Source organism: Aeromonas sp. V90_14 (assembly GCF_029967615.1).
Classification (GTDB): domain Bacteria; phylum Pseudomonadota; class Gammaproteobacteria; order Enterobacterales; family Aeromonadaceae; genus Aeromonas; species Aeromonas hydrophila.
In genome coordinates this window covers 33,864-58,903 of record NZ_JASCAS010000007.1, presented here as the reverse complement: position 1 = coordinate 58,903, position 25,040 = coordinate 33,864, and the positions used below count along the sequence as shown (strand labels likewise).

The 25,040-nt window shown below is 62.7% G+C and carries 23 protein-coding genes; 8 read left to right on the top strand and 15 right to left on the bottom strand.

Going from position 1 to position 25,040, the window contains the following annotated elements; translation table 11 throughout:
- Positions 1-87: 87 nt before the first annotated feature.
- The 3 genes from QLG02_RS07210 to QLG02_RS07200 all read right to left on the bottom strand — a co-directional run bounded on the left by QLG02_RS07210 (position 88) and on the right by QLG02_RS07200 (position 2,849).
- Positions 88-1,911 (bottom strand): SulP family inorganic anion transporter, encoded by a 1,824-nt coding sequence (locus tag QLG02_RS07210; RefSeq protein WP_011705399.1) that lies wholly within the window; start codon positions 1,909-1,911, stop codon positions 88-90.
- A 70-nt stretch (positions 1,912-1,981) separates the two neighbouring features.
- Positions 1,982-2,602, bottom strand: a complete 621-nt coding sequence (locus tag QLG02_RS07205) for a nucleotidyltransferase family protein (protein WP_282464846.1) — start codon at positions 2,600-2,602, stop codon at positions 1,982-1,984.
- Positions 2,592-2,849 carry a GNAT family N-acetyltransferase gene (locus QLG02_RS07200; RefSeq protein ID WP_011705401.1) on the bottom strand — a complete coding sequence of 86 codons (258 nt, stop codon included), beginning with the start codon at positions 2,847-2,849 and terminating at the stop codon, positions 2,592-2,594. Before QLG02_RS07200 ends, QLG02_RS07205 begins: the two co-directional genes overlap by 11 nt.
- Before the next feature lie 133 nt (positions 2,850-2,982).
- On the opposite strand from QLG02_RS07200, the gene cysM reads away from it, so the two are divergent.
- Together cysM and QLG02_RS07190 are read left to right on the top strand one after the other, a co-directional pair.
- Complete coding sequence (gene cysM / locus QLG02_RS07195) at positions 2,983-3,888, top strand: cysteine synthase CysM (protein WP_101614157.1); 906 nt, start codon at positions 2,983-2,985, stop codon at positions 3,886-3,888.
- Positions 3,889-4,054: 166 nt separating this feature from the next.
- Complete coding sequence (locus tag QLG02_RS07190) at positions 4,055-4,336, top strand: hypothetical protein (RefSeq protein WP_017410040.1); 282 nt, start codon at positions 4,055-4,057, stop codon at positions 4,334-4,336.
- A 33-nt stretch (positions 4,337-4,369) separates the two neighbouring features.
- Here QLG02_RS07190 and QLG02_RS07185 read toward each other — a convergent pair whose 3' ends face one another.
- The 4 genes from QLG02_RS07185 to QLG02_RS07170 are packed head-to-tail and all read right to left on the bottom strand — an operon-like array spanning position 4,370 to position 8,111.
- Complete coding sequence (locus QLG02_RS07185) at positions 4,370-5,554, bottom strand: iron-containing alcohol dehydrogenase (protein WP_065478392.1); 1,185 nt, start codon at positions 5,552-5,554, stop codon at positions 4,370-4,372.
- 17 nt (positions 5,555-5,571) lie between these two features.
- Positions 5,572-6,087, bottom strand: coding sequence for an SCP2 sterol-binding domain-containing protein (locus QLG02_RS07180; RefSeq protein WP_139393365.1), 516 nt, complete (start codon positions 6,085-6,087; stop codon positions 5,572-5,574).
- Entirely contained in the window at positions 6,068-6,670 is a 603-nt protein-coding gene (locus QLG02_RS07175; protein ID WP_282464845.1) for a TetR/AcrR family transcriptional regulator, read from the bottom strand. Before QLG02_RS07175 ends, QLG02_RS07180 begins: the two co-directional genes overlap by 20 nt.
- Before the next feature lie 10 nt (positions 6,671-6,680).
- Positions 6,681-8,111 carry a coniferyl aldehyde dehydrogenase gene (locus QLG02_RS07170; protein ID WP_282464844.1) on the bottom strand — a complete coding sequence of 477 codons (1,431 nt, stop codon included), beginning with the start codon at positions 8,109-8,111 and terminating at the stop codon, positions 6,681-6,683.
- 211 nt (positions 8,112-8,322) lie between these two features.
- On the opposite strand from QLG02_RS07170, the gene QLG02_RS07165 reads away from it, so the two are divergent.
- On the top strand, positions 8,323-8,616 hold the full coding sequence (locus QLG02_RS07165) for a hypothetical protein (RefSeq protein ID WP_005299095.1): 294 nt from the start codon (positions 8,323-8,325) through the stop codon (positions 8,614-8,616).
- 58 nt (positions 8,617-8,674) lie between these two features.
- Here the strand turns inward: QLG02_RS07165 and QLG02_RS07160 are convergent, their stop codons facing one another.
- A complete protein-coding gene (locus QLG02_RS07160; protein ID WP_011705408.1) occupies positions 8,675-9,124 on the bottom strand; it encodes an NlpC/P60 family protein in 450 nt (149 codons plus the stop codon).
- A gap of 854 nt (positions 9,125-9,978) precedes the next feature.
- Here QLG02_RS07160 and ahh1 point away from each other — a divergent pair.
- On the top strand, positions 9,979-11,844 hold the full coding sequence (gene ahh1, locus QLG02_RS07155; RefSeq protein WP_282464843.1) for a hemolysin Ahh1: 1,866 nt from the start codon (positions 9,979-9,981) through the stop codon (positions 11,842-11,844).
- Between the two features lie 67 nt (positions 11,845-11,911).
- Here ahh1 and QLG02_RS07150 read toward each other — a convergent pair whose 3' ends face one another.
- Complete coding sequence (locus QLG02_RS07150) at positions 11,912-12,820, bottom strand: hydrogen peroxide-inducible genes activator (RefSeq protein WP_011705410.1); 909 nt, start codon at positions 12,818-12,820, stop codon at positions 11,912-11,914.
- A 146-nt stretch (positions 12,821-12,966) separates the two neighbouring features.
- Here QLG02_RS07150 and QLG02_RS07145 point away from each other — a divergent pair, with 146 nt between their 5' ends.
- Positions 12,967-13,569, top strand: coding sequence for a peroxiredoxin C (locus QLG02_RS07145; protein WP_005299113.1), 603 nt, complete (start codon positions 12,967-12,969; stop codon positions 13,567-13,569).
- 209 nt (positions 13,570-13,778) lie between these two features.
- Here the strand turns inward: QLG02_RS07145 and QLG02_RS07140 are convergent, their stop codons facing one another.
- From QLG02_RS07140 to QLG02_RS07115, 6 genes are all read right to left on the bottom strand, one after another.
- A complete protein-coding gene (locus QLG02_RS07140) occupies positions 13,779-14,744 on the bottom strand; it encodes an alpha-L-glutamate ligase-like protein (RefSeq protein WP_011705412.1) in 966 nt (321 codons plus the stop codon).
- Between the two features lie 3 nt (positions 14,745-14,747).
- Complete coding sequence (locus tag QLG02_RS07135) at positions 14,748-16,286, bottom strand: inactive transglutaminase family protein (RefSeq protein WP_011705413.1); 1,539 nt, start codon at positions 16,284-16,286, stop codon at positions 14,748-14,750.
- A gap of 3 nt (positions 16,287-16,289) precedes the next feature.
- Positions 16,290-17,048 (bottom strand): ATP-dependent zinc protease, encoded by a 759-nt coding sequence (locus QLG02_RS07130; RefSeq protein WP_016350202.1) that lies wholly within the window; start codon positions 17,046-17,048, stop codon positions 16,290-16,292.
- A gap of 82 nt (positions 17,049-17,130) precedes the next feature.
- Positions 17,131-18,108, bottom strand: coding sequence for a tRNA 5-methoxyuridine(34)/uridine 5-oxyacetic acid(34) synthase CmoB (gene cmoB / locus QLG02_RS07125; RefSeq protein ID WP_282464842.1), 978 nt, complete (start codon positions 18,106-18,108; stop codon positions 17,131-17,133).
- On the bottom strand, positions 18,105-18,851 hold the full coding sequence (gene cmoA / locus QLG02_RS07120; protein ID WP_282464841.1) for a carboxy-S-adenosyl-L-methionine synthase CmoA: 747 nt from the start codon (positions 18,849-18,851) through the stop codon (positions 18,105-18,107). The genes cmoB and cmoA overlap by 4 nt, the downstream gene beginning before the upstream one ends.
- A gap of 393 nt (positions 18,852-19,244) precedes the next feature.
- Complete coding sequence (locus QLG02_RS07115) at positions 19,245-20,093, bottom strand: DUF72 domain-containing protein (RefSeq protein ID WP_282464840.1); 849 nt, start codon at positions 20,091-20,093, stop codon at positions 19,245-19,247.
- 432 nt (positions 20,094-20,525) lie between these two features.
- Here QLG02_RS07115 and aspS point away from each other — a divergent pair, with 432 nt between their 5' ends.
- From aspS to QLG02_RS07100, 3 genes are all read left to right on the top strand, one after another.
- The gene (gene aspS, locus QLG02_RS07110) at positions 20,526-22,292 is read left to right on the top strand and encodes an aspartate--tRNA ligase (RefSeq protein WP_282464839.1); all 1,767 of its coding nucleotides are present in this window, start codon (positions 20,526-20,528) and stop codon (positions 22,290-22,292) included.
- 95 nt (positions 22,293-22,387) lie between these two features.
- Complete coding sequence (locus QLG02_RS07105) at positions 22,388-23,128, top strand: YebC/PmpR family DNA-binding transcriptional regulator (protein WP_011705419.1); 741 nt, start codon at positions 22,388-22,390, stop codon at positions 23,126-23,128.
- A gap of 282 nt (positions 23,129-23,410) precedes the next feature.
- A complete protein-coding gene (locus QLG02_RS07100; protein ID WP_282464838.1) occupies positions 23,411-25,027 on the top strand; it encodes a phosphoethanolamine--lipid A transferase in 1,617 nt (538 codons plus the stop codon).
- Positions 25,028-25,040: the final 13 nt, after the last annotated feature.

Genomic DNA, 25,040 nt, shown 5'->3' with positions numbered 1-25,040 from the left:
CAAGCGGGGGCGAGGCGCAATCGCGGCGGTGACCAAGCAGGGGAAGAGAGCGCGGGCCCTGCCGCCATGGGCAGGGCCCGCTCGGGATCAGGCCGGGGTGGCGCCCGCCTCCTGCTCGCTTGGCAGGGTGAGGCGCGCCGAATCGGGCAGGGCGTCATCCTGGGGCCAGCGCGAGAGAATGGCTTCGGTGGTGCTCTCCACCACCTCGTCATCCTTGAACACCGGCTCGCGGTAGCAGCGGGTCATCCGCAGCGCCTGATACATGTCGGGGCAGAGGATGATCCCCTCGTCGCCGACCCGGATCCCGGCCTGCTTGAGCCACAGGCTCATCTGGCCATGGCGGCCGGCCATTACCATGTGGATGCCGCGTCGTTTCAGATCCTTGTGCAGCTCCCCCAGCATGCTCATCACGCTGATGTCCTGATGGGTGAAGCAGGCCACCGCATCCACTACCAGGCATTTGGGGCTGTGGGGATCCTGCACCAGCAGCGCCAGCACCCGCCGCTTGAAGTAGGGGGCGTTGAAGTAGGTGAGCGGCGAGTTGAAGCGATAGACCAGGATGCCGGGAATGGCCTTGGCCTGCTCGTTGTCACCTAGGGTACGCACGACCCCCTCGTCGTCCATGCCGAGCAGCTGGTCGGTGGGGCGCATCACGTTGCGCAGGAACTGGAACAGCCCCAGCAGCACCGCGAGGGTGATGCCCGGAATGACCCCCATGGCCAGCACGCTGATGAAGGTGATGAGCGCCAGCCAGAAGGCGGAGCGATCGGAATGGCGCAGGGCCCACAGGCCGCGAAAGTCGGTGAGGGACAAAGACGCCATCACCAGCACCACGCCGAGGGCGGCGGTGGGGATGTATTGCAGCGGCGCCGTCAGGTAGAAGGTGACCAGGGCGATGACGGCGGCGGCGATGATGGAGACCAGCTGGCTCTTGCCGCCGTTGGCGTCGTTGACCGCGGTGCGCGAATCTGCGCCACTGATGGCAAAGCCCTGAGAGGCTGCCGCCGCCAGGTTGGCCATGCCGAGGGCCCGAAACTCCTTGTCCGCATCGATCTCGTAGCCGTTCTTGGCGGCGAAGCTGCGGGCGGTCAGCATCATGGAGACGAAGCTCACCATGGCCAGGTTGAGCGCCGGCAGCACCAGTTCCCGCATCAGGCCGGGGGGAAACTCCGGCAGCTGGAAGGCGGGCAGGCCGGATCCGATGGCGCCCAGGGTGGCGATGCCGAACTGGCCGAGATCGAGCGCCCACACCAGTCCCGCCGTCACCACCATGGCCACCATGGAGGAGGGCCAGGCCGGCTTGAAGCGCTTGGCCAGCAGCAGGGTGAGCAGGGCGGTCAGGCTCATGGCCAGGGTGGGCAGATGGGTCTGGGTGATGTAGCTGGCGCCGCCGGCGATCCGCTCGATGAGGTAGCGTTCGCTGAAGGTGAAGCCGAAGATCTTGGAGAGCTGGCCCACCATGATGGTGATGGCTACCCCGTTGAGCAGCCCCATCAGGATCGGGCGGGAGAGAAAGTCCGCCAGCACCCCCAGCTTGAAGCGGCTGGCGATGAGGCACCAGAAGCCGGTCATGGCGGTCATGGTCATCACCAGCTGCCAGTGGCGGGTGGCATCCCCGGCGGCGAGCGGGGTCACCACGGCGGCGATCACCGCGCAGGTGGCGGCGTCCGGGCCGACGATGAGCTGGCGGGAGGTGCCGAACAGGGCGTACACCAGCATGGGCAGGATGCAGGAGTAGAGGCCCACCAGCGGCCCCACCCCGGCCAGCTCCGCATAGGCGATGGCCACGGGCAGGGCCACGGCGGCCACCGACAATCCAGCGCGCATATCCGGCATCAGCCAGGCCCGCTGGTATTGCAGCAGGGCGGCGAGGCCCGGTAGCCAGCGTTCGAGTGAGAAGAAGTCGCGCATTATTTAACCCATTGAGTTACAAACAGCTTTTCCTTAGTGTGCCCAAGGTTATCGAAACATTGCAATCAGGTTATGGCCAGTTCACTACCAGGTCAGGCCACAGCCGTTGCCACCCCTTGGCCTTGACCCGCTCGGTAAAGACCCGGCTCTCCTGGCGGCAGCGCGGGTTGGGATCCACCTGCAGGGACCAGTTGGGGGCAAAGCCGTAAGGGGCCAGCCACTCGAATGAATCGTCAGCCAGCAGCCGGACTCCGATGCAGGTGGGTACTTCCACCCAGTGGCTGAGGGCCGAGAGCGAGCTGGTGAACGGGGGCACCAGCTGACGCACATGCATGCGGGCCTGGTTGCGTACCTCCCACTGCTGGCCCGGCGTCCTGGCGGCGAGCCAGGCTTCGTGATCGGCCTCCTGCAATCCAGTGGGATCAGCACTGTCCAGATAGATAAGATCGATGTCGTTGAGGGCGGTCGGCACCGCTTTGTGGTGCAGGTGATCCCAGATGAGGTTGCGGATAAAACCGGCCCCCAGCGCCCAGTCGGGCAGTGCCAGTTCACGGGCGGCCCGCAGGCAATCCATGCGCTGATCATCGGCTCGCAGCAGGGCTTCGGTCTGTGCCTGCAGGTTGGCTTCCTGGGCGCTCTGGCGAGTGTGCGAGGCTGGCGTGCTGTGACGCGTCTGGGTGTCAGCCGGCATTGCGGCGCAACCAGACGTCGATGTAGCTGCAGCTCGGCACTATGGTGAGCCCTTCTGCCTGGGTCCAGCTGTAGAAGGTGCGCGCCAGCTGATCGGCGATCCCCTGTACCCTGAGCTCGGGCGGGACGAAGGTGCTGTAGGCGTCGATGGTCTTGGCGTCGAGCCGCCGGTAGCGCAGCCTGGACTCCTTGCCATCCACCACACAGATGAATTGCTGCTGGTTGGCCTGATGAATGATCTCGCTCATGCTTGCTCCTCGGTACGGGGGATGGGTTATCTGACCATGTTGGCGCCCCTTTGCCAACTGTTCGGGGTCGCTTACACTGCGAGCCCGGCCGGGTACATGCCCGCTAGCCAAGGTATAGAACAGTTCACGAAGGATGGATCCCATTATGGCTTTTGCCACGCTGGAAGAGTTGATCGGCAATACCCCCCTGCTGGCGCTGCGTCGCATCAATCCCCACCCCGGTGTCACCCTGCTGGTGAAGCTGGAGGGCAACAACCCGGCCGGCTCGGTCAAGGACAGGCCGGCGTTGAACCTCATCAAGTGCGCGGAGGCGAGCGGTCACTTAGCGCCTGGGGCCCGCCTCATCGAGGCCACCTCCGGCAACACCGGCATTGCGCTGGCCATGGTGGCGGCGGCGCGGGGCTACCGGATGCGGCTCATCATGCCAAATACCATGAGTCAGGAGCGGCGCGATGCCATGCAGGCCTATGGTGCCGAGCTGGTGCTGGTGGAGGGCGGCATGGAGGCCGCGCGAGATCTCGCCCTGGCGATGCAGGCGCGGGGCGAGGGGCTGGTGCTCGACCAGTTCAACAATCCGGCCAACCCGGATGCCCATTACCTCTCCACCGGCCCCGAGATCTGGCGCCAGAGCGAGGGGGCGGTCACTCACTTCGTCTCGGCCATGGGCACCACGGGCACCATCATGGGGGTCTCCCGCTACCTCAAGGAGCAGAACCCGGCGGTGCAGGTGATCGGCCTGCAACCGGCCGAGGGGAGCCAGATCCCGGGGATCCGGCGCTGGCCTGCGGCCTATTTGCCGGCCATTTTCGAGCCTGCCCGGGTCGATCGGGTGCTGGACGTGACCCAGCAGGAGGCGCTTGCCATGATGCGCCGGCTGGCGCGGGAGGAGGGGATCTGCTGCGGGGTCAGCTCGGGGGGCGCCGTGGCCGGCGCCTTGCGGGTGGCGGCAGAGATCAAGCAGGGGGTGGTGGTGGCCATCATCTGCGATCGGGGAGATCGCTACCTCTCCACCGGGGTGTTCAGCGACGAGCAGGCGTAAGAGCGCTGCGTCAGCGTGATGGTTAACGTGATATGTACCAACAGCTTGCTGATACATTGCACTGTGTACCCCTTGTAACAATCAACCCTGCTGGCAGGGTTGATTCCATTTGCCTCCTGTTTGACACTCGGCGCCCTTGGTTGACCGATGTAAACAGGAGCGTCCCATGATCTTGCCTTCCTCCCTTCGTCTTTCTCTGTTTGGCCTGTGTCTGGCCACGGCGGGTTGTACCGTCGAACCCTACGCCTATCAGTGCGGCGACAAGCAGTGCTCGGTGATTGATCACCAGGGGCAGAAACATGAGCGGCCGCTGGACGAGGTAAAGCCCGTCTGGGAGCGCAAGCAGGAGCGGGAGGAGGCCGTGCGCCGCAACAAGGAGTCCATCTGGCGCGAAAAGACGCCCGAGGAGCGCGGCAACTACGGCGCTGGCGCCACCATCAGTTGGTAACAGGAGGCCCCGCGATGCGGGGCCTCTGTCTGATTACTCCCAGGCGAGCTCGAGCAGGCCGAGCAGCTGGGTGCGGTCGGCATCCTTGCGGTTGTAGAGCAGGGCGCCGTCGTTGATGGCGAGATCGCGGATCTCGGGCAGCAGCGCCTTGTCGGTGACGCCGGCCTCGCGCAGGGTGCGCGGTAGCTTGACCGCCTGCCACAGGGTATCGCGCAGCGCCTGCAACGCCTCGATGGCGGCCTGGGCCCGTGCGGCGGCCGGGGTTGCGGCAAAGCGCTCGGCCCCCACCAGCGGCAACAGCAGGCGGGCCAGTTCGGGATCGATGCCCGGCCGGTTGTAGTCGAGCACGGTGGGCAGGAAAAGGTTCATGCACAGGCCGTGAGGCAGATGGCAGCGGGCCCCCAGGCTGTGGCCGAGGGCGTGCACCAGCCCCACCATGGAGTTGGAGAAGGCCATGCCCGCCAGGGTGGAGCCTTCCGCCAGCTGCAGTCGCAGCCGCTTGTCCTGCGGGTTGTTCAGTACCTGTGGCAAGGCGCTGGCGATCTTTTCCACCGCCATCAGGGCCAGGGCGTCGCTGACCGGGTTCTTGGCGTTGCCGATGAAGGCCTCGATGGCGTGGGTCATGGCATCCATGGCGGTGGCGGCGGTGATGTTGAGCGGCAGCCCCTGGGTGAGGCGCGGATCCAGCACCGCCAGCTGGGGCAGCAGGAAGGGGGAGGTAAAGGGCACCTTGCGCCCGCTCGCCTCGTCCTTGATCACCGCCACCAGGGTCACTTCCGAGCCGGTGCCCGCCGTGGTGGGCACCACCGCCAGCGGTTGCAGGGGTCTGGTCAGGCAGCCGGCGCCGGCGTAATCGAGCAGCCGCGTCCCCCCCATGGAGGCGAGAATGTTGACCGCCTTGGCGGTGTCGATGACGGAGCCGCCGCCCAGTGCCACCAGGCTGTCACAGCCGAGCTCCCGGTGACGGGCCGCAATCCGCTCCACCACGGCGGTGGAGGAGTCGGCCGGGATCTCGTCCCAGATGGCGGCCACCGGCAGCTCCCCTTCGGCCAGCACCCCGGCCAGCAGGGTGGCGAGGCCGGTGCCGCTGACCCCCTTGTCGGTGAGCAGCAGCGGCTTGCGCGCCCCCAATCCCGCCAGTTCGCCGGCCAGTTGCTCCAGCGCCTGCTCGCCCGCCATCAGTTTGACCGGGCAGAAAAAATCGTAATAGCGACTCATGGTGCTCATCCTCTCGTTCAGCCGGTCAACAGACCCAGGTAGATGTGGCAGGCCCGGCTCAGCTTGTGGCGTGGGCTCGGATAGTGGCGCAACAGCGGCCGCGCGATGAAGGCGGGCAGGATCAGGGCCTGCAGCTGTTCCAGCGCCCGTACCAGGTGCATGGCGACGGTGAGATCCCCCTCCACCAGCAAGCGGTTTTCGCTGAACGCCTGATTGACCCCGAGCCGAAAGCTGAGGGCGCGAAAGGCGATGGCGGGATGCTTGAAGCGCACCCGCAGCGGATGCAGCCCGCCGGTGTCGGGTGCTGGGCCGCTCTGCCAGCGGCCGGCCGCCTTGTGAATGGTCAGACCGTGGGCCATGCCGCTTACCTCCAGCCGGATGGTGAGCCCGTCCGGCAGGGGGGCGAGCTCCTGGCGCACCGCCTCGTCGATGCGTGCGGCGCGGCACAGGGTGCGGCCGATGATCCAGAGCAGGCAGCTGATCCACAGGCGGCGACCCTGCGCCGCCAGAGTATCAAGGTGTCGGTTGTGCATAGACGTGAACTCCCGAGATGGCGGACCAGAACAGGGCGAAGGCGCTGGCTTGCCAGTGGCCGTCCCGTCCCAGTTCAGGTTGGTCGACAAACAGCGAGGCGCAGGCCAGGAACTGGCCCTGGCAGACCTCCAGCATCAGGGCCGGTGGAGCTTGCATCAATTCGCCGCTGGCCTGGCCCTGGGCCAGCAGGCGGGGTAGAAAACGCAGGGTGTCGCTCAGGATCTGGCTGCGCAGCGGGCGAGCCAGCAGGGGGGAGTGAAAGAAGCCCAGCACGAACTTGAGCTCGTGGGGGTGGGCCTGCATCCAGGCCATCGCCTGGCTCCAGTAGTGGCGCGCCTGCTCCTGGAGGGGCAGGGCGGCGTCAGCCTCGGTGATGGCGGCGCCAAGGCGCAGCTTGATGTCCTGGTAGAGGCTCTGGATCAGCACCTCCTTGCTGGGAAAGTGGTGAAACAGGGTGCCGTTGGCTACCCCGGCCGCCTTGGCGATGCGGGCGGTGGCGGCGCCCTGCAAGCCATCTTCGGCGCACAGGGCAAGGGCGGCATCCAGGATCTGGCGGCGCTTGTCGGTCACGGGTGTGTTCATGCTGGTCTCGTCAGCGCAAAAACAGGGCCATCATCAGCCGCTGGTGCCAGCGCCGATAGGGAGGGTGCACCATGGTGCCGGTGCTGCAGCGTCCCCGGCTCAGCACGGTCTTGGCCTTGGAGAAGGTAAGAAACCCCTCGTGGCCGTGGTAGTGACCCATGCCGGAGGCACCGATGCCGCCAAAGGGCACGTCGTCGGCCGCCACCTGGAACAGGCTGTCGTTGATGGCCATGCCGCCGGAGTGGGTCTCCCGGATCACCTTGTGCTGCAGGGCAGGGTCCAGGCTCATCAGGTAGAAGGCGAGTGGGCGGGGCCGCGCGGCTATGTAGGTGAGCGCCTCGTCCAGCGAGTCATAGGGCACGATCGGCAGCAGCGGGCCGAAAATCTCCTGCTGCATCAGCTGGCAGTGGCTGGGCACCTCGGTCAGCAGATGGGGCAGCAGGCGGTGGGCGCCATCGTCCCGGGCCGGACTGCCACAGGGGTGTATCTGGGCGCCTGCCCGCTCGGCTTCGGCCAGCCAGCTGGTGAGCCGTTCATACTGGCGGCCATTGATGATGGAGCCGTAATCCGCGCTGGCCAGCCCCTGGGGATAGAGGCGGGCGAAGTGATCGCGATAGGCCTCGACAAAGGCCTGCTCCTGACCGCGCGGCAGCAGCACATAGTCGGGGGCGACGCAGATCTGGCCGGCGTTGAGGCTCTTGCCGAAGATCATCCGCTCCACCGCCAGCGCCAGCGGCATGTCGGGGGCGATGAGGCAGGGGCTCTTGCCACCGAGCTCCAGGGTGAGCGGGGTGAGCTGGGGGGCCGCCGCGGCCATCACCAGCCTCCCCACCGCAGTGGAGCCGGTAAACAGCAGATGGTCGAAGGGCAGGGCACTGAAGGCGGCCGCCACCTGGGCGTCACCTTCAATCACCATCACCTCGCGCTCGTCGAAGACGCTGTCCAGCAGCTCGCGCAACACCCGGTTGGTGTGGGGGGTGAATTCGGAGAGCTTCAGCATGGCGCGGTTGCCGGCGGCGATGGCGCTGATGAGGGGCCCCAGGCTCAGCATCACCGGGAAGTTCCAGGGCACAATGATGCCGACCACCCCGAGCGGCTGATAGAACACCTCCACCCGGGCCGGCGCCAGCAGCAGGCCGGTGTGGCGGCGGTGCGGGCGCATCCAGCGCTTGATCCGTTTCTGGGTGTAGTTGATCTGCATGACGCAGGGGAGGATGTCGGCAATCATGCTGTCGTAGTCGCTGCGCTGGCCATAGTCTTTGGCCAGGGCATCGCACAGCGGCTGCTTGTGGGCGATCAGGGCGCGCTTGAGCTGGCTGAGGTGGGCTCTGCGCTCACTCAGGCTCGGCATGGGATGTTGCTGACAGGCGTCTCTGAGTCTGGCCAGTCTGGCCGGGAGCGACAGCTTGTCGGTGGCCTCCTGCAACTGCATCGCTTCCATGGCATACCCCGCTGGTTAGGGACCGACTGATTGGTCGGTCTAAATCTAGCGTCTTGTTAACTGGCTGTAAAGTTTTGCCCGTTGGCTTAGGATGGGGCGCGGATGACTCACCCGGCGACTGTGCTGGCCTCCACACTTTCGTGGATTTGGGGTTGGTGAATTATCCAATAAGGGGTAGTTTTTGGCTATCAACCGACAAGGAGAGAGTGTTATGACCAGGGAACTGAACAGCTTGTTGGCCCGCCTGGAAGATGTGGTCGAGCGGATGCCGGATTGCTTCAACACCTATGAATTTGCCCAGAAGCTGGCGCTGCAGCATCAGCGCGAGTTTTTTGCCGCGGGTCACTCCCTGGCCGAACAGGAGGGGCGCCTGCTGCGGGTGCTGCACGAGAAGATTGCCGAGGCCCTGGCCGGCAGCGACAAGGTGATCGAAGGAGCGCTGTTGCCCTGCGTGACCCCCTGGGGTGAGCGGGCCACCTCGCCGCGCTGGCATCGCAAGCACTGAGCCATCCGTTGGATCAACAACAACAGGGCCCGTCGCGGGCCCTGTTGTTTTATGGCGGTCACTGGGTGAGGCGGCGCGCCTGCCAGTAGCGGCTGTTCCAGTAGACGTTGTCGAGGCGCGAGCGGATCACCCCCTTGCTGGTGGAGGCGTGGATGAACTCCCCGCCGCCGGTGTAGACGCCGACGTGGTATTGCTGCCAGCCGGTCTTGAAGAAGACCAGATCGCCGTGCTGTAGCCGGTAGCGATCGACCGGCCGGCCCAGGTTGGCCTGGGATTCGGTGGTTCTGGGCAAATTGAAACCCATCACCTGCTGGTAGGCGAGCTGGGTGAAGGCGGAGCAGTCGAGGCCGGCCCGATCCGAACCACCCATGCGATAGGGCACGCCGCGCCACTGCTGATAGAAGCCTTCAAAGGCGCTGCTCTGCTGGCGTGGCGGGGCAGGCTCGGGTGTGCTGGAACAGGCGGCCAGCAACAGGGCCAGCAGGGGTAGCAGCCATTTGCAATCCATGGGGGCTCCTTCGAGACGACAACGTCTCCATCATAAACGGGGTTCGGGGCTCGAACATAGCCTTGCTTGCAAGAAACAGCCTCTGGCTACCTCAAAAGAGGCGCAAATGCAGAGGGTCATAATATTGTTTGTATTCATTTGAATAATATTTGGCGATTATCTTGAATGAGTATTTCAATATTAAAGTAGTTATTCCAATCAGGCCCGTCATGAAATGATAATTAACCTTGTTGACGTCGCCCCGTGATCTGTGTCACGTTCTGTCTCAGGGTTAATTCGTTATGATGGCGCCATCAAATAAATGGCAAGGGACCCCGCCATTTTCACCGCCAATATGATGGCAGCACCACAAGATATCTCTGGGTATATTCCCGCAACTGGTTCACATAATAATATTCGGCCAATGACTGGCGTCGGCTGACAATATCACCAGACAGAGGAGGGCCATCCCATGATATCCGGTCCATAGCAGTGAGTGTTCCCTCGCACCAGGAGGCCTGCGGCATCAGGCTGTCGCACCATCGTTCAGGCCGATGGGCGCTACCGCCAAGCCAACGGGCACGGTGCGAGATGCAAGGCGCAGTCAGGCGACCTTGAGGGAAGAATGCCATCAGTGCGCGACTCCCGTGTAATAGCATCGGCGCATGCCGAATCATCCACCTTAGATCGCATCGCGATCCTTGTTCTGTCAACAATAAATGCATTCGCCGCCACGCTGTTAATTCACGGCGAGAATAATGAATGTCATGACAGGCAAGCAGAATAACGCCCCGAAATATAACCGTGGATAATATGGTTATGCCGTATTCGTTCATTGTTTAAATAGCTTGGCGTGATTCGACAAGGAGATAACAATGAAAAACAAACAACCACGCAAATTCATCACGCAAGCCCCCACTCTCAGTCTGCTCGCGCTGGCCTTGTTGGCAGGCAGCGTGCAAGCCGAAGATATTGGCGAACGTACCGACCAGGGCACCGCCATGCTGGCCAGCCTGCAATCCGAACAGGGTCTGATTTACCTCAATGCCGACGTCTGGCTGAAGGGGCAGGGCGCGACGCCGCTCATGACCCGGGATCAGCTGCGCGAGCGGGTGTTGGCACGGGGCGAGCGTCTGTTCATCGATTTCAGCGCCGTCACCGACAAGAATGAGCGGCAGCAGGCCAGAAAGGCCATGGAGCAGCTGGCCGGCATCTCTTTTGATGCAGACTGGGTGCTGGTGTCCGGCTACAAGGGGGAGTTGCTGTTCACCCCGCTGGGAGGCGTCGATGACCCGGCCTTCTATCAGGTGATGGATCGGGTCGAGAGCCTGGAAGGGCAGGGCAAGCGCCACAAGCGCTCGCTGACCCAGCCGCCCGCCGCCGAGGCTGGCCTGCCCCACGTGGCCTTCTACCTCAACGTCAACCGCAAGATCAGCGATGCCGAGTGCACCTTCCCGCGCTCGCGCACCTGGAGCCGGGGCGATCGGCTGTTCTGCGATTCGCCGAACATCTCGCTGGTTTACCGGGTCAACCTGGAGCGCTCCCTGCAATTTGGCAACACCGGCTCCGCCACGCCGGATGCCAAGATAGTGCGGATCTCGCTGGACGAAGAGTCGGCCGGTGCCGGCATCCAGCTCAACGAAGATCTCACTTGGAGCGAGAACATCGCGGACTACCTGCTGCTGGATGGCTGGGCCCGCGACTATGCCACCGATGCCATCGCCCAGGATTACCGCTTCAGCATCGAAGCCTCCAACGCCAAGGCGGCGGTGCTCAAGAGCCTGCCGACCAACCTCAACAGCAAGTACGAGCATCGCGAGATCTCGGGCTTCGAGGTGGGGGTCACCGGCGGGGTCGAGGTGAACAAGGATGGGCCCAAGGCCAAGCTGGAGGCGTCGGCCAAGTTCAGCCAGCAGCGCCAGCTCGCCTACAACACCCAGGATTATCGGGTTGAACGCTCGGCGCCGAGCGCCCAGAAGGTGAGTTTCAGCTGGGTGCGCGATCAATACGCGACCGCGGAGTCCCTGCTCTCCTCCAAGACGGCCACCGTCTGGGGCATGGGCTACGACGTGGATCACAACCGCATCCAGCCGCTCAGCTACAAGGGGTTCGTGCCGAATCTGGACGTCATCTACAAGGCGGCACCGGACGAGACGGGCAGCACCGAGTTCAAGATCGACTCCTCGGTCAACATCCGTCCCATCTACACCGGCATCTACAAGCACTACTACGTGGTGGGGGCCCATGTCTCCTTCCAGGGCTTCGAAGATACCGACAAGCGTAGACGGGTGACGGCGTCCACCAGCTTCAAGGTGGACTGGAACCACCCGGTGTTTACCGGCGGTCGCCCGGTCAACCTGCAGCTGGGGGGCTTTGACAACCGTTGCCTGAGCGCGGATGCCAACCATGGTCTGAGCGCGGTGACCTGTGACGAGACCTCGGCCGCCCAGTCCTTCATCTATGACCAGTACGGCCGCTATGTCAGCGCGCAGGATACCCGCCGCTGCCTGGATGGCAACAACCTCGGCCAGCTGCAGAGCTGCAGCCTGAGTCTGGGTCAGCGCTGGGAGTGGAAAGCGGACAGCGATGCGCTCAGCAACCTGAGTGCCCACCAGCTGCTGGGTCATGACAAGCAGAGCGGGGCGCTGGGGCTCTACGACGAGAATGGCAATCCGCAGAATGTGAGCGTACGGACCCTGACCTCCTACACCCGCATCTTCGGGCCACCGGCCAGTCACTGACAGAGCAGGGCCTTGCGCCCAAGACAACAACGCCGGCAAGTGCCGGCGTTTTTTTATGAAGGACGGATCAGGCCTTGTTTTCGATGAGCGGGGCGAGCAGCTCCGCCAGCTTGTAGAAGGTCTGCACCCGGGTGGTGCTGGGGCGCCACACCAGCCCGATCTCGCGATAGGGATGTTCTCCCGGCAGCGGGATGGCCACCAGATCCGTGTTGTCGAGGATGCCGGCATCGATGGCCATCTGCGGCAGGAAGGTGGTGCCGAGCCCGGCGCCGACCATCTGCACCAGGGTGTGCAGGCTGGTGGCGGCAAACGGGTTGATCTTGCTCTTGTCCCGCAGCCGGCAGGCACTCACCGCGTGTTCGGTGAGGCAGTGCTCCCGCTCCAGCAGGAAGATGCTCTGGTTGGGCAGCTCCTTGTAGTCGAACGGGGTGTGCAGGCTGGCCGCCATGCTGGCGGGCATCACCATGTGGAAGGGATCCTGGCCGACCGTCTTGCAGTGAAAGCCGCCGATCTCCACCGGCAGCGCCAGGATCAGCAGGTCGAGCTGACCCTGCTCCAGCTGCTTGAGCAGGTTGGTGGTGGTGTCTTCACGCAGCAACAATTCCAGCTCAGGATAGGTCTTGCCGCACACCTGCAGCAGCTTGCTGAGCAGGAAGGGGGCGATGGTGGGAATACAGCCCAGGCGTACCGTGCCGTGCATGACGCCCCCCTGATGCTGGCCGAGCTCCATCAGATCCCGCGCATCGGAGAGCAAATTGCGAGCTCGCTCGACGATTTCCATGCCGACCGGGGTCATAATGAAGCTCTTGTGGTCCCGTTCCACCAGTTGCAGGTTCATCATGTCCTCCAGCGTCTGGATCCCGGTACTCAGGGTCGACTGGCTGACATGACAGGCCTTGGCGGCGCGGTTGAAGTTTTTGTGCTCGTCGAGAGCAACCAGATATTGCAGCTGTTTCAGGCTGGGCCAACGTTGCATAGGAAAACCCGATTAATGCTATCTATTTAATTTGATTTAACTAATCTACCATCGGGGCTATAGTTTGTCGCTTTAATTAGACGGACTTGGCTCTAGGTAGCCTGATCCTGACAGGATTGTTCACTTCACATAAAGAGGAATTGAATATGGTATTGGTAGGCCGTCCCGCACCCGATTTCACCGCTGCTGCCGTTCTGGGCAATGGCCAGATCGTTGACTCCTTCAACCTGGCATCCCACATCAAGGGCAAGGCAGCCGTCCTGTTCTTCTATCCGCTCGATTTCACCTTCGTCTGCCCGTCCGAGCTGATTGCCTTCGATCACCGTCTGGAAGAGTTCAACAAGCGTGGCGTGGAAGTGATCGGTGTTTCCATCGACTCCGAGTTCTCCCACAACGCCTGGCGCAACACCAAGATCGAAGACGGCGGCATCGGCCCGGTCAAGTACCCGCTGGTTGCCGACATCAAGCACGAGATCTGCAAAGCCTATGACGTCGAGCACCCGGAAGCCGGCGTTGCATTCCGTGGCTCCTTCCTGATCGACAAGAACGGTGTCGTTCGTCACCAGGTTGTCAACGATCTGCCGCTGGGCCGCAACATTGATGAGATGCTGCGCATGGTCGACGCCCTGCAGTTCCACGAAGAGCACGGCGAAGTGTGCCCTGCTCAGTGGGAAAAAGGCAAGAAAGGTATGACCGCCTCTCCGGACGGCGTTGCCAAGTACCTGTCTGAGAACGCTGCTTCCCTGTAATCGGGTCAGCAATCCGGATAGTGAAAAACCGATGCCTAGGCATCGGTTTTTTTATGGCCGTTATTCGGCACTCTCGTTTCGCAACGGTGTCCAGCAACCCTTGTCCAGAAACCCATGCTCAGCAGGATTGTGGTTGCCGGCAGATTGCCGATAAACGGCAGGCATAAAAAAGCGCGCCCTTTGGCGCGCTTTTGTCATGGGTGTCCGGACTACTCGTCAAAGATACCGAAGTGATCCTTGGCGAAGTTGACCCGCTGCTCCACGTTCATCTTCACCTGACCCAGCTTCTCGATGGTCTTGAGGTTGGGCACCAGACCACGGCCGTTGGCGATCTGGATGGCAAGACCCGGGCGGGCGTTGAGTTCCAGCAGCATGGGGCCGCGGAACTTGTCCAGCACCATGTCGGTGCCGATGTAGCCCAGGCCCGACATCTCGTAGCAGGAGGCCGCCAGGGTCAGCAGGGTGTCCCAGTGGGGCACCTTGAGCTCATAGAGATCGAGACCGGTGTCCGGGTGGTGGCGCAGCGGATTGCCGAATTGCACCGCCCGCAGCGCACGGCCGGTACGCAGGCACAGACCCACCCCCACGGCGCCCTGGTGCAGGTTCGCCTTGCCGTCGGATGCAGCGGTGGAGAGGCGCATCATGGCCATCACCGGGAAGCCCTTGAAGATGATTACCCGGGCATCGGGGACCCCTTCGAACGAGTAGCCGTCGAACACGTCATCGAAGTTGATGAGGCCTTCCACTAGCGCCACGTCGGGCTTGCCGCCGAGCGAATAGAGCCCGGCCAGGATGTTGGAGACATGGCGCTCCAGATCCTGCCCGTTGGAGGCGCTGCCGTTGGGCTTGTAGAACAGGCCCTCTTCCTGGCGCAGGATCACCAGGATCCCCTTGCCGCCGGAGCCGCGTGCCGGCTTGATGCAGAAGCCCGGCCAATCCTTCACCAGCTCGGTGATGCGGCTCACGTCGTGCTGGGCACGAATGGTACCGATCAGTTCCGGTACCGTGACGCCGGCATCCAGCGCGATGCGCTTGGTCTGCAGCTTGTCATCCACCAGCGGATAGAGGCTGCGCGGATTGTAGCGGCTGATGTAGGAGTGGTTGCGCTTGTTCATGCCGAGGATGCCTGATTGGGACAGGCTCCACGGGGTGGTGTACTTTTCCCAGAACCACATCTGTTACTTGTCCTTACCCGGAGTGGCACCCGATTTGATCTCGTCCACCAGCGGCTTGAAGCGCTTGAGTTCGCTCAGCTTGTAGCCGGTGTAGTTACCCATCAACAGCACGGTCGCCATCAGCACCAGCTGCAGGCCGAGGAAGTTGAAGGTGAGGTGACGGATCAGTTCGTTATCCATGGCCAGATAGGCGATGACGGCCACCAGCAGAGAGCCGCCACCCTGGCGGAACACCTCTTTCGGACCCTCTTCTTCCCACAGGATGGACATCCGCTCGATGGTCCAGGAGAGGATGATCATCGGGAAGAAGGTGATCTTCATGCCGTCAGTCAGCCCCAGCTTGAAGGCAAACGCGGAGAAGATGCCGATCATCGAGATCACCATGATGATGATGGCCGATATTCGGGCGACCAGCAGCAGGTTGAGCCGCGACAGGTAGGAGCGGATCACCAGACCGGTGCCGACGATCAGCAGGAAACCGATGAGACCGGTGACCAGCGAGGTCTGGATGAAGGCGACCGCGATCAGCACCGGCATGAAGGTACCCGAGGTCTTGATCCCCACCAGTACCCGCAGGAACACCACCATCAGCACGCCGATCGGGATCAGCAGCAAGCCCTTGAACAGGGTCTGCTCTTCCAGCGGCAGGCTGTGGATGGAGAAGTTCATCATCTCCGATTTTTCAAACTTCTGGGCCAGCGCCACGCTGACCGGCTGTTCCTGCTCGATCATCGAGAAGCTGACGCGGGAGTTGTGGCCACCGGTCACGTCCAGCAGGGCGCCGGAGTTGTATTCCCACAGCAGCAGGTTGGCAGGGCGGCCCTGTTCACCGGTCTGCGGGTTGAACAGCTTGTAGTCGGTCGGGCTGTTGAACACCTGCAGGTAATCCACCAGCTCCTGACGACGGCGGCCATCTTCCAGGCTCAGCGCGTGCACCACCCGGGTCGGCACGTCGGCGTTGTTGAGCAGCTCGGCGATCAGGTTGGCGCGGCTCTTGTGCTTCTTCAGCAGCTCGGCGTTCTGCTCCTGCTTCTCGATCTCCTTGATGATCTCGCGGGTCAGGGTATAGCCGTCGGCGGAGCGCTCCTGGGCCCGTTCCAGGATCTGCTTCATGGCAGTGGCGTAGGGCTCGCTCTCGATCTGCTTCTCGATGGCCGGCGGCAGCGGGTTGGCAGCCGGTTTGGCATGGGCATCGGCCATCATGTCGACGCGGTAGTAGAGCTCCTGACGACCGGAAGCGCTGCGGATGGACCACTCGGCGCGGGCATCGCCATCCTTCTCGACGAAGGAGAGGCCGTAGCCCGGGCTCGCGGCGTTCTCGTTCATCAGGGTGAAACCGGGCTGGGTGCCCGGAATGGCCAGAGAGGCGATCACCGGCTCGCCGGTGGCCTCGAACTCCAGCTTGGCTTCGATGGACCAGATCTGGCGTTTTTCACCCGGCGTGAGCGGTACGTCCAGCGCGATGTGGTGATAGAACGTCATCCCCAGGCCGACAATGTACAGCAGGGCTACCAGCAAATAGAACGGCTTACGGGAAACCATGGATTATTTCACATCCTTGAGCTTGGGTTTGGGTTGGATATATTCGCGGGCCACATCAACCACGGCGATGTCTTTCAAAAACTCACGGCCGAGCAGCACGGGGAAGGCCATGTCGCTGCGGTCCTTCAGGGTAAATTCGGCCTTCTCGGTCATGTCGCCGATGCGTACCGCGAGGCGCACCACCGGACGGCGGTCGAGGTCGTCGGCGGAGGCCTGACGCACCCGCACGTGGCGCACCAGCGGCGCTTCAATCTGGATCTTGTCGTCCATCTCCTGATGGCTCAGGAAGAAGCGCACCCAGTTCTTGCCGTTGCGCTCGAAGATGGTGATGTCCTGGGCGCTGATGGAGGAGGTGGTGGCACCGGTATCGACCCGCGCCTGGAAGGCGTCGTTGGCCGCGTCAACCCAGATCCACTCCGCCTCGCCGACCAGCAACTTGCCGTCGACGGTGTGACCCTGGCTCGGGGCCTGGCACTTCTCGGTCGGGATCGCCATGGGCTTGGGTGGCTCGGGCGGCAGGGATTCGAGCTTGCTGCCGACTTTGTTCACGGACTCTTTCATGTTGTTGACATCAGTGTTGAGCTGAACCAGCAGGTGCTGTTGCTGCACATACTGCTTCTGTTGCTGTTCCATGGATGTTTGCAGGCGCTGCTCGCTCAGATTGATCTCGTTGCGAAGCTCGGCCAGCGTCAAGGTAGGTACCGGGGGCGCTTTCTCCATACTGACACACCCGCCGAGACTGAGCAGGGAGAGCAGGGTCATTCCTTTTAATTTGCTTTTCATGTCATTCATTTAACTGTGCTTCCTGGAATTGGGTCAGTGTAACTTCCACAGCCGCCATCGGCTAGTCTTTGGCCTTTCTGGCAATCAGTACGGCACGTTTGGGTGCCGGGTGTCCTTCTACCGTGAGTGCGGGATTGGTTGGATCCAGATAATCACTCAGGGATTCATTAATCATCCAGTCGGTACGACGCTGTTCGTCGGTGCTGGTCATATTCTCGTCGACAATCCGCACATCGGTAAATCCGCAGCGCTCGACCCACAGCTTGAGGGCCGCGCTGGAGGGGATGAACCAGACGTTGCGCATCTTGCCGTAGCGATCGGTGGGCACCAGCACATCGTTGACGTCGCCGTCGATCACCAGCGTCTCCAGCACCAGCTCGCCGTCGTCTTTCAACTGGTTGCGCAGCTGCTCGATGTGCTCGATGGGGGACTTGCGGTGATAGAGCACCCCCATGGAGAAGACGGTGTCAAACGCCCGCAGCTCCGGCAGCTCCTGAATGCCGAGCGGCAGCAGGTGGGCGTGCTGGTCGTTGCCGGCGAAGTGGCGGATGGCCTCGAACTGGCAGAGGAACAGCGGGCTCGGGTCGATGCCGACCGCAAGCTTGGCCCCTTCGCCCACCATGCGCCAGAGGTGGTAACCGCTGCCGCAGCCCACATCCAGCACGTAGCGGCCGGCAAGCGGGCTGATGTGGGGCAGTACCCGATCCCACTTCCAGTCGGAGCGCCATTCGGTGTCGATGTGGATGCCGTGCACCGTGAACGGCCCCTTGCGCCAGGGCATGAAGTGGCGCAGCAGGCTCTCCACCTTCTTGCGCTCCCCTTCGCTGAGGCTCTCGGCCGAGCCGATTTCGACCCGGCTGTGCAGCTCGATGTGGCCGGGAGCCACCTGCGGCAGCTTGTTGAGGGCGCGGTTCCAGCGCGGCAGATCGCCGTGCTGGTTGTCGTGCTGCCAGGCGTGCAGCTGGGCGGGCAGGGTATGCAGCCAGTGGCTCAGCCGATTCTTGGCGATCAGCTGATAGAAGTTGGCAAAGTCGATCATGGCTGGGCGTCGCTGGATTTGATGGCAATCATGGAGCCGAAGTTGAAGCACTGGAACCAGAGATCCTGGTGGGCGAAGCCGGCCTCCCGCAGGCGGGCCTGATGCACCGGCAGGCTGTCGGTGCGCATCACGTTTTCAAGGGCGGTGCGCTTCTGGCTGATCTCCAGCTCGCTGTAACCGTTGGCGCGCTTGAAGTCGAGGTGCAGGTCGATGAGCAGCTCGTTGACCGGTGTATCTTCGAAGCGGAATTTTTCGCTCAGGATCAGGATCCCGCCCGGGCGCAGCCCATCAAAGATGCGCTGGATCAGGGCGGCCCGCTTCTCGGGCTCGACGAACTGCAGAGTGAAGTTGAGCACCACCACGGAGGCGTTCTCGATGGTGATGTCGCAGATGTCCGCCTCCACCAGCTCCACCGGCACCTCGGACTTGAAGCCGGAGAGGTGGGCGCGGGCGCGCTCGATCATGGGGTGGGAGAGATCCACCGCCGTGATGTGGCAGCCGGGCTGGGTGACGTGGCGACGCATCGCCTGGGTGGCGGCGCCGAGCGAACAGCCGAGGTCGTAGAGCCGGCTCTCGGGTTGGGCGTAACGGGCGGCCATCATGCCGATGGCGGAGATGATGTTGCTGTAACCCGGCACCGAGCGCTGGATCATGTCGGGGAAGACATCGACGACCTGTTCGTCAAAGCAAAAATCCCCCAATCGAGCGATAGGGGCGGCAAAAATCTGATCTTTGGTATGCATGCTGGCGCAACCTGACAGCCGGTGCGCGAACCGACTGTTTTGTTCAATTGAATCGTTGGGTGACACCGGTCCGGGCCGGGTCGTCACCGGTTCACGAACGGGGTGGCGGGCCTTGAGATCCATCGGGCCGGTTCCGTTCGCAATGGACCATCATCCAGGTCCTTTCTGAGGGCGGCACCATCTGCGGCAACGAGTTGCAGCGCATTGGCGTCAGGGCCCTGTTTATGGCGCCGGACGCCTGCCTGCATCGGATTGTGCTGGGCTGGCGGTCCGGGTCCTTACTTGGGGCGCTAGTGTAGAGGAAAGGTCGGCGTTTGTCTTGACGCCAAGCCCCGTCCAGCCACAAAAAAACGGCTTTTTTTCGCGGCGGGGAAGACGGGGTGAGGCGGCTGACTAAAAGGGCAGCACGCCCTGGTGCGCGCGATCGTTTTCCCCCGGCCAGGGGGCCATCTCCTCCCCCAGCAGGCGGGCAACCTGACGGGCCAGCTCGGGGGATTGGGCATTGTCGGCCGTATGTATAAAGAGGTAGAGATCTTTGCCCTCCGCCAGCCACTGGCGCCAGTGAGGGAGCCAGCCTGGCAGAAAGGAGTGGTTGGCGGCCGGATCCGGCAGGCCGATGAGCCGCACCACGGGGGCATTGGCGGTGGCCAGCAGGTGCACCGGCAGCCTCGGCTTCTTGCCCTGGGCATCGATCATGGCTGCCGTGGTGGCTGGCACCGAGAACAGCGGCCGGCTGTCGAGCATGATGCGGTTGATGCCTCTCTCCATCAGCAGCCGGTTCAACTGACGTTCCGCCTCGCCCTTGGCGAAGAAATCGGGGTGGCGCACCTCAAGGGCATAGCGAAACGCCGGCGGCAGCCGCTCGAAAAAGGCCGCCAGCCGGGGCAGCCCCTGTGGGCCGAAACGGGCGGGCAGCTGCAGCTTGAGCAGTCCCAGCTTGTCGTGCAAGGGTTCCAGCAGGCGGATGAAGTCGCTCACTTGCTTGTCGGCGCTCACCAGATCGCTCTGGTGGCTGATGGTTTGTGGAAACTTGAAGCTGAAGCGAAAGTGGGCGGGCACCGCATCGGCCCAGCGCCGGACCGTGTCGGGGGTCGGCGAGGCGTAGAAGGTGGTATTGCCTTCCACCGTGTTGAAGACCCGGGCATAGTGGGCGAGGTGCTCGGCGGGCTTGGCGCCCATGCCCAGCAAGTGACCTGGCCAGGCCGGGTGAGACCATTGTGGCAGGCCCAAAAAGAGGCTCATGAGGGATCCTGTCTGCGGGTTTATCTCGTTTTATCCCCCTTTTTTGCCCCGGGATGTAAAAAACAGGGCAAAGGAGGCTGCTGGCCATTTTACCCAAATGGGGGTTTTCCTCTATAATGCCAGCCCTTTTGTTTGCCAATTTGTTGTGACTCACGCCGCTGTACGCATATTGTGACGACGGCAGCGGCCATGATGCGGCCAAACAACAATCGCTTGCCGATGCCCTCCGCCCGACAACCCGGCCGCTTGCCAGCCGCCTCTGGTCGAGCCGATATCGGCGGCAGGTGTCCGATCCCGGCGGTCGGACGGTACGAGACAGATTTCAAACCGGGCAAGAACAGGATCTGGCCAGCTGTGAGACAGACGGTGCTTGCCAGTCGTGCCCGGCGACCCAGGTTAACCGTCTCTCTACAAATTCGAAGGAAGAAGTCCATGCGCTCTATCTATTGCGGACAGGTCAATGAGGCCCATGCAGGGCAGACCATTACATTGTGCGGTTGGGTCCATCGTCGTCGCGATCTGGGCGGCCTCATCTTTATCGACATGCGCGACCGGGAAGGGATCGTGCAGGTGTTCTTCGATCCGGACAAGCCGGACGCCTTTGCCCTGGCCTCCGAACTGCGCGGCGAATTCTGCATTCAGGTCTCCGGCGTGGTGCGCACCCGTCCCGACTCCCAGCGCAACAGCGACATGGCCACCGGTGCCATCGAGGTGTTTGCCCACGAGCTGACCATCATCAACCGTGCCGAGCCGCTGCCGCTGGACTTCAACCAGGTCAACAGCGAAGAGGTGAGCCTCAAGTATCGCTACCTGGACCTGCGTCGCCCCGAGATGGCCAAGTACCTGAAGACCCGCGCCAAGGCCAGTGCCTTCGTGCGCCGCTTCATGGACGACCACGGCTTCCTCGACATCGAGACCCCGATGTTGACCAAGGCCACCCCGGAAGGGGCCCGTGACTACCTGGTGCCGAGCCGCGTGCACAAGGGCAAGTTCTACGCCCTGCCGCAATCCCCGCAGCTGTTCAAGCAGTTGCTGATGATGTCCGGGTTCGATCGCTACTACCAGATCGTCAAGTGCTTCCGCGACGAAGACCTGCGTGCCGACCGCCAGCCGGAATTCACCCAGATCGACGTGGAGACCTCCTTCATGACCGCACCCCAGGTGCGTGAAATCATGGAAGAGATGATCCGCAAACTATGGCTGCACATCCTGAACGTGGATCTGGGCGACTTCCCGATCATGACCTTCGACGAAGCCATGCGTCGCTACGGCTCCGACAAGCCGGACCTGCGTCTGCCGATGGAGCTGGTGGATGTGGCTGATCTGCTGACCGCCGTCGAGTTCGCCGTGTTCGCCGGCCCCGCCAACGATCCGAAAGGCCGCGTGGCAGCCCTGAAAGTACCGGGCGGCGCCGAGCTCTCTCGCAAGCAGATCGACGAGTACACCAAGTTTGTCGGCATTTACGGTGCCAAGGGCCTGGCCTGGATGAAGGTCAACGAAGCCGGGAGCGGCATCGAAGGGGTACAGTCCCCGGTAGCCAAGTTCCTCTCCGACGCCATCGTGCGCGAGATCCTGGCCCGCACCGGCGCTGCCGACGGCGACATCATCTTCTTCGGCGCCGACTCCAAGAAAGTGGTGTGCGATGCCATGGGCGCCCTGCGTCTGAAAGTGGGCCGCGATCTGGGTCTGCTGGAGAACAGCTGGAAGCCGCTGTGGGTCATCGACTTCCCGATGTTTGAAGAAGATGGCGAAGGCGGTCTGGCTGCCATGCACCACCCGTTCACCGCGCCGAGCGGCCTGAGCCCGGAGCAGCTGAAAGCCAACCCGGTAGGCGCTTACGCCAACGCCTACGACATGGTGATCAACGGCTACGAAGTGGGTGGCGGTTCTGTCCGTATCCACAACAGCGAGATGCAGGCCACCGTGTTCGACATCCTGGGGATTACCCCGGCCGAGCAGCGCCTGAAGTTCGGCTTCCTGCTGGATGCCCTGAAGTACGGTACCCCGCCGCACGCTGGCCTGGCCTTCGGCCTGGACCGTCTGAGCATGCTGCTGACCGGTACTGAAAACATCCGGGACGTGATTGCCTTCCCGAAAACCACGGCGGCCGCCTGTCTGATGACAGACGCCCCCAGCTTTGCCAACGCCGCCCAACTGGGCGAGCTGGCGATTGCGACCACCGTCAAGGGTGATGAATAAGCCGTTACCGGCAGCAAAGGCCGCAGCAATGCGGCCTTTCCCTTGCATTAGTCATGACCAGTGTTACTGAAATTCAAAAATAACGGAGAGTCCCTATGGCAGGTCACAGTAAATGGGCCAACATCAAACACCGCAAGGCGGCGCAAGACGCCAAGCGCGGCAAGATCTTCACCAAGCTGATCCGCGAAATCACTACCTCCGCACGTCTGGGTGATGCCGATCCTGCCAACAACCCGCGCCTGCGTGCGGCGGTGGCGGCTGCCCTGACCGGCAACATGACCCGCGACACCATCAACCGTGCCATCCAGCGTGGCGCCGGCGGTGGCGATGGCGAACAGCTCGAGACCATCGTGTACGAAGGTTACGGCCCGGCCGGCTCTGCCGTCATGGTGGAGTGCCTGACCGACAACCGCAACCGTACCGTTGCCGAAGTGCGTCACGCCTTCAGCAAGTGCGGTGGCAACCTGGGCACCGATGGCTCTGTTGCCTATCTGTTCAGCAAGAAAGGGCTGCTGACCTTCGTGGGCGTCGATGAAGATGCCCTGATGGATGCCGCCCTGGAAGCCGGTGCCGACGACGTGGTGACCGAAGAGGATGGCTCCATCGAGGTGTATACCACCCCGAACGATTTCGGCACCGTGCTCGATGGTCTGGAAGCCGCCGGCTTCAAGCCCCAGAGCGCCGAAGTGACCATGATCCCGTCCACCGAAGCCGAGCTGGATGCCGAGACCGCGCCCAAGCTGATGCGCCTCATCGACATGCTGGAAGATCTGGACGACGTGCAGGAGGTGTACCACAACGGCTCCATCTCCGACGAAGTCGCCGCGACCCTGTAACCCGGTTCGTGAACACCCAGGTGGCGACGCTCTGTTCGCCCCCGCTAAAACGGCAGCCTCGGCTGCCGTTTTTCTTGTGATGACCTGACGCCTGAAGGCCGTGCCGGCCATGGCATTGCCCGCCTTAATTTTCCCTTAAGTTTGGCTTTTTAAGCTGCCTGCCGTGTCCGGGCCTCGCTGCCCCTTGCCGCCATCACCTCGGGAGGAGGGATCGGCAAGCGAGACTGCAACAAGAGGTGCCCTGTGTGGCCCCTGTCCTGCCTGGTTTGTCGGAGTATCGTTATGCGCATCACCCTGGGTGTGATGAAGGTGAATCTGTTGCTGGTGCTGTTGTTTGCACTGGTATTCAACTGGCCCATTTTCCTGCACTTTTACACCATTCTCACCAAGCTGGAACACGTCAAGACGGGCTTCGCCGTCTCGATCCCCTTCGTGCTGCTGGCCGCGCTCAATGCGGTGTTCCTGCCTTTTACCTTTCGCTATCTGCTCAAGCCCTTCTTCGTGCTGCTGATCCTGATGGGATCCGTGGTCAGCTATGCCATGCTCAAGTACGGCGTCATCTTCGACGTGAGCATGGTGCAGAACATCGTCGAGACCAACACGGGGGAGGCGACTTCCTACTTCAATGCCTCCATCCTGCTCTGGTTCGTGCTGACCGGCCTGCTGCCGGCGTTGGCCCTGCTGTGGGTAAAGATAGAGTATCCCCGTCCCTGGTATAAGGGGCTGGGCCTGCGGCTTGGCTCCATCGCCCTGTCACTACTGTTTCTGGTGGGGGTGGCGGCGCTCTATTACCAGGATTACGCCTCGGTCGGGCGAAACAACAAGTCCCTCGGCAAGGAGATAGTGCCCGCCAACTATGTGCACGGCCTCTATCGCTATGCCACCGACATCCTGTTTGCCACCCCGATCCCGTATCAGCAGTTGGGCACGGATGCCAGGGTGGTGGGGCAGGGCGGCAAGCCGACCCTGATGTTTCTGGTGGTGGGGGAGACGGCGCGCAGCCAGAACTACTCCCTCAACGGTTACGGCAAGGCTACCAACAGCTTCACCGCGCGGGAGTCGAGTATGGTGTCGTTTCGCAACGTGCGCTCCTGCGGTACCGCCACCGCGGTCTCGGTGCCCTGCATGTTCTCCAATCTGACGCGGCGCGGCTATGACGACACCCTGGCCCAGTCCCGCGACGGCATGCTGGATGTGCTGCAGCACGCCGGGGTCTCCGTGCTCTGGAAGGAGAATGACGGCGGTTGCAAGGGGGTGTGCAAGAACGTGCCCACCATCGAGATCGAGGCCAAGGATTTTCCCCAGTATTGCCGGGGCGGTTCCTGCTACGACGAGGTGATGCTGGAGGGGCTGGATCGGCAGATCGCGCAGATGAAGGGCAACAAGCTGGTGGCCTTCCACCTGATGGGCAGCCACGGCCCGACCTACTATCGCCGCTATCCCGCCAGTGAGCGGACCTTCGTGCCGGACTGCCCGCGCAGCGACATCGAAAACTGCACCAATGAAGAGTTGGTCAACACCTATGACAACACCATCCGTTACACCGACAAGGTGGTGGCCCGTCTCATCGACAAGCTCAAGACGCTGGAGCAGGATTACAACGTGGGGCTGGTCTATCTGTCGGATCACGGCGAATCTCTGGGCGCCATGGGGCTCTACCTGCACGGCACTCCCTACAAGTTCGCGCCGGACGATCAGACCCGGGTGCCGCTGATGACCTGGTTCTCTCCCCAGTTGCAGGCCGATCGCCAGCTGGATATGACCTGTCTGCAGCAGGAGGCGGCCAGCAAGCGCTTCTCCCACGACAACCTGTTCCACTCCATGCTCGGCATCATGGATGTGCAGACTCAGGTCTACAACGGGGCGCTGGATCTGTTCAAACCGTGCCGGGCGGGGTGAACCGGCGAAAGTG

Bases quoted from the DNA above. Each gene is read 5' to 3' on its own strand.
- QLG02_RS07210 (WP_011705399.1), bottom strand. From the start codon at position 1,911: ATGCGCGACTTCTTCTCACTCGAACGCTGGCTACCGGGCCTCGCCGCC.
- QLG02_RS07205 (WP_282464846.1), bottom strand. From the start codon at position 2,602: ATGCCGGCTGACACCCAGACGCGTCACAGCACGCCAGCCTCGCACACT.
- QLG02_RS07200 (WP_011705401.1), bottom strand. From the start codon at position 2,849: ATGAGCGAGATCATTCATCAGGCCAACCAGCAGCAATTCATCTGTGTG.
- cysM (WP_101614157.1), top strand. From the start codon at position 2,983: ATGGATCCCATTATGGCTTTTGCCACGCTGGAAGAGTTGATCGGCAAT.
- QLG02_RS07190 (WP_017410040.1), top strand. From the start codon at position 4,055: ATGATCTTGCCTTCCTCCCTTCGTCTTTCTCTGTTTGGCCTGTGTCTG.
- QLG02_RS07185 (WP_065478392.1), bottom strand. From the start codon at position 5,554: ATGAGTCGCTATTACGATTTTTTCTGCCCGGTCAAACTGATGGCGGGC.
- QLG02_RS07180 (WP_139393365.1), bottom strand. From the start codon at position 6,087: ATGCACAACCGACACCTTGATACTCTGGCGGCGCAGGGTCGCCGCCTG.
- QLG02_RS07175 (WP_282464845.1), bottom strand. From the start codon at position 6,670: ATGAACACACCCGTGACCGACAAGCGCCGCCAGATCCTGGATGCCGCC.
- QLG02_RS07170 (WP_282464844.1), bottom strand. From the start codon at position 8,111: ATGGAAGCGATGCAGTTGCAGGAGGCCACCGACAAGCTGTCGCTCCCG.
- QLG02_RS07165 (WP_005299095.1), top strand. From the start codon at position 8,323: ATGACCAGGGAACTGAACAGCTTGTTGGCCCGCCTGGAAGATGTGGTC.
- QLG02_RS07160 (WP_011705408.1), bottom strand. From the start codon at position 9,124: ATGGATTGCAAATGGCTGCTACCCCTGCTGGCCCTGTTGCTGGCCGCC.
- ahh1 (WP_282464843.1), top strand. From the start codon at position 9,979: ATGAAAAACAAACAACCACGCAAATTCATCACGCAAGCCCCCACTCTC.
- QLG02_RS07150 (WP_011705410.1), bottom strand. From the start codon at position 12,820: ATGCAACGTTGGCCCAGCCTGAAACAGCTGCAATATCTGGTTGCTCTC.
- QLG02_RS07145 (WP_005299113.1), top strand. From the start codon at position 12,967: ATGGTATTGGTAGGCCGTCCCGCACCCGATTTCACCGCTGCTGCCGTT.
- QLG02_RS07140 (WP_011705412.1), bottom strand. From the start codon at position 14,744: ATGTGGTTCTGGGAAAAGTACACCACCCCGTGGAGCCTGTCCCAATCA.
- QLG02_RS07135 (WP_011705413.1), bottom strand. From the start codon at position 16,286: ATGGTTTCCCGTAAGCCGTTCTATTTGCTGGTAGCCCTGCTGTACATT.
- QLG02_RS07130 (WP_016350202.1), bottom strand. From the start codon at position 17,048: ATGACCCTGCTCTCCCTGCTCAGTCTCGGCGGGTGTGTCAGTATGGAG.
- cmoB (WP_282464842.1), bottom strand. From the start codon at position 18,108: ATGATCGACTTTGCCAACTTCTATCAGCTGATCGCCAAGAATCGGCTG.
- cmoA (WP_282464841.1), bottom strand. From the start codon at position 18,851: ATGCATACCAAAGATCAGATTTTTGCCGCCCCTATCGCTCGATTGGGG.
- QLG02_RS07115 (WP_282464840.1), bottom strand. From the start codon at position 20,093: ATGAGCCTCTTTTTGGGCCTGCCACAATGGTCTCACCCGGCCTGGCCA.
- aspS (WP_282464839.1), top strand. From the start codon at position 20,526: ATGCGCTCTATCTATTGCGGACAGGTCAATGAGGCCCATGCAGGGCAG.
- QLG02_RS07105 (WP_011705419.1), top strand. From the start codon at position 22,388: ATGGCAGGTCACAGTAAATGGGCCAACATCAAACACCGCAAGGCGGCG.
- QLG02_RS07100 (WP_282464838.1), top strand. From the start codon at position 23,411: ATGCGCATCACCCTGGGTGTGATGAAGGTGAATCTGTTGCTGGTGCTG.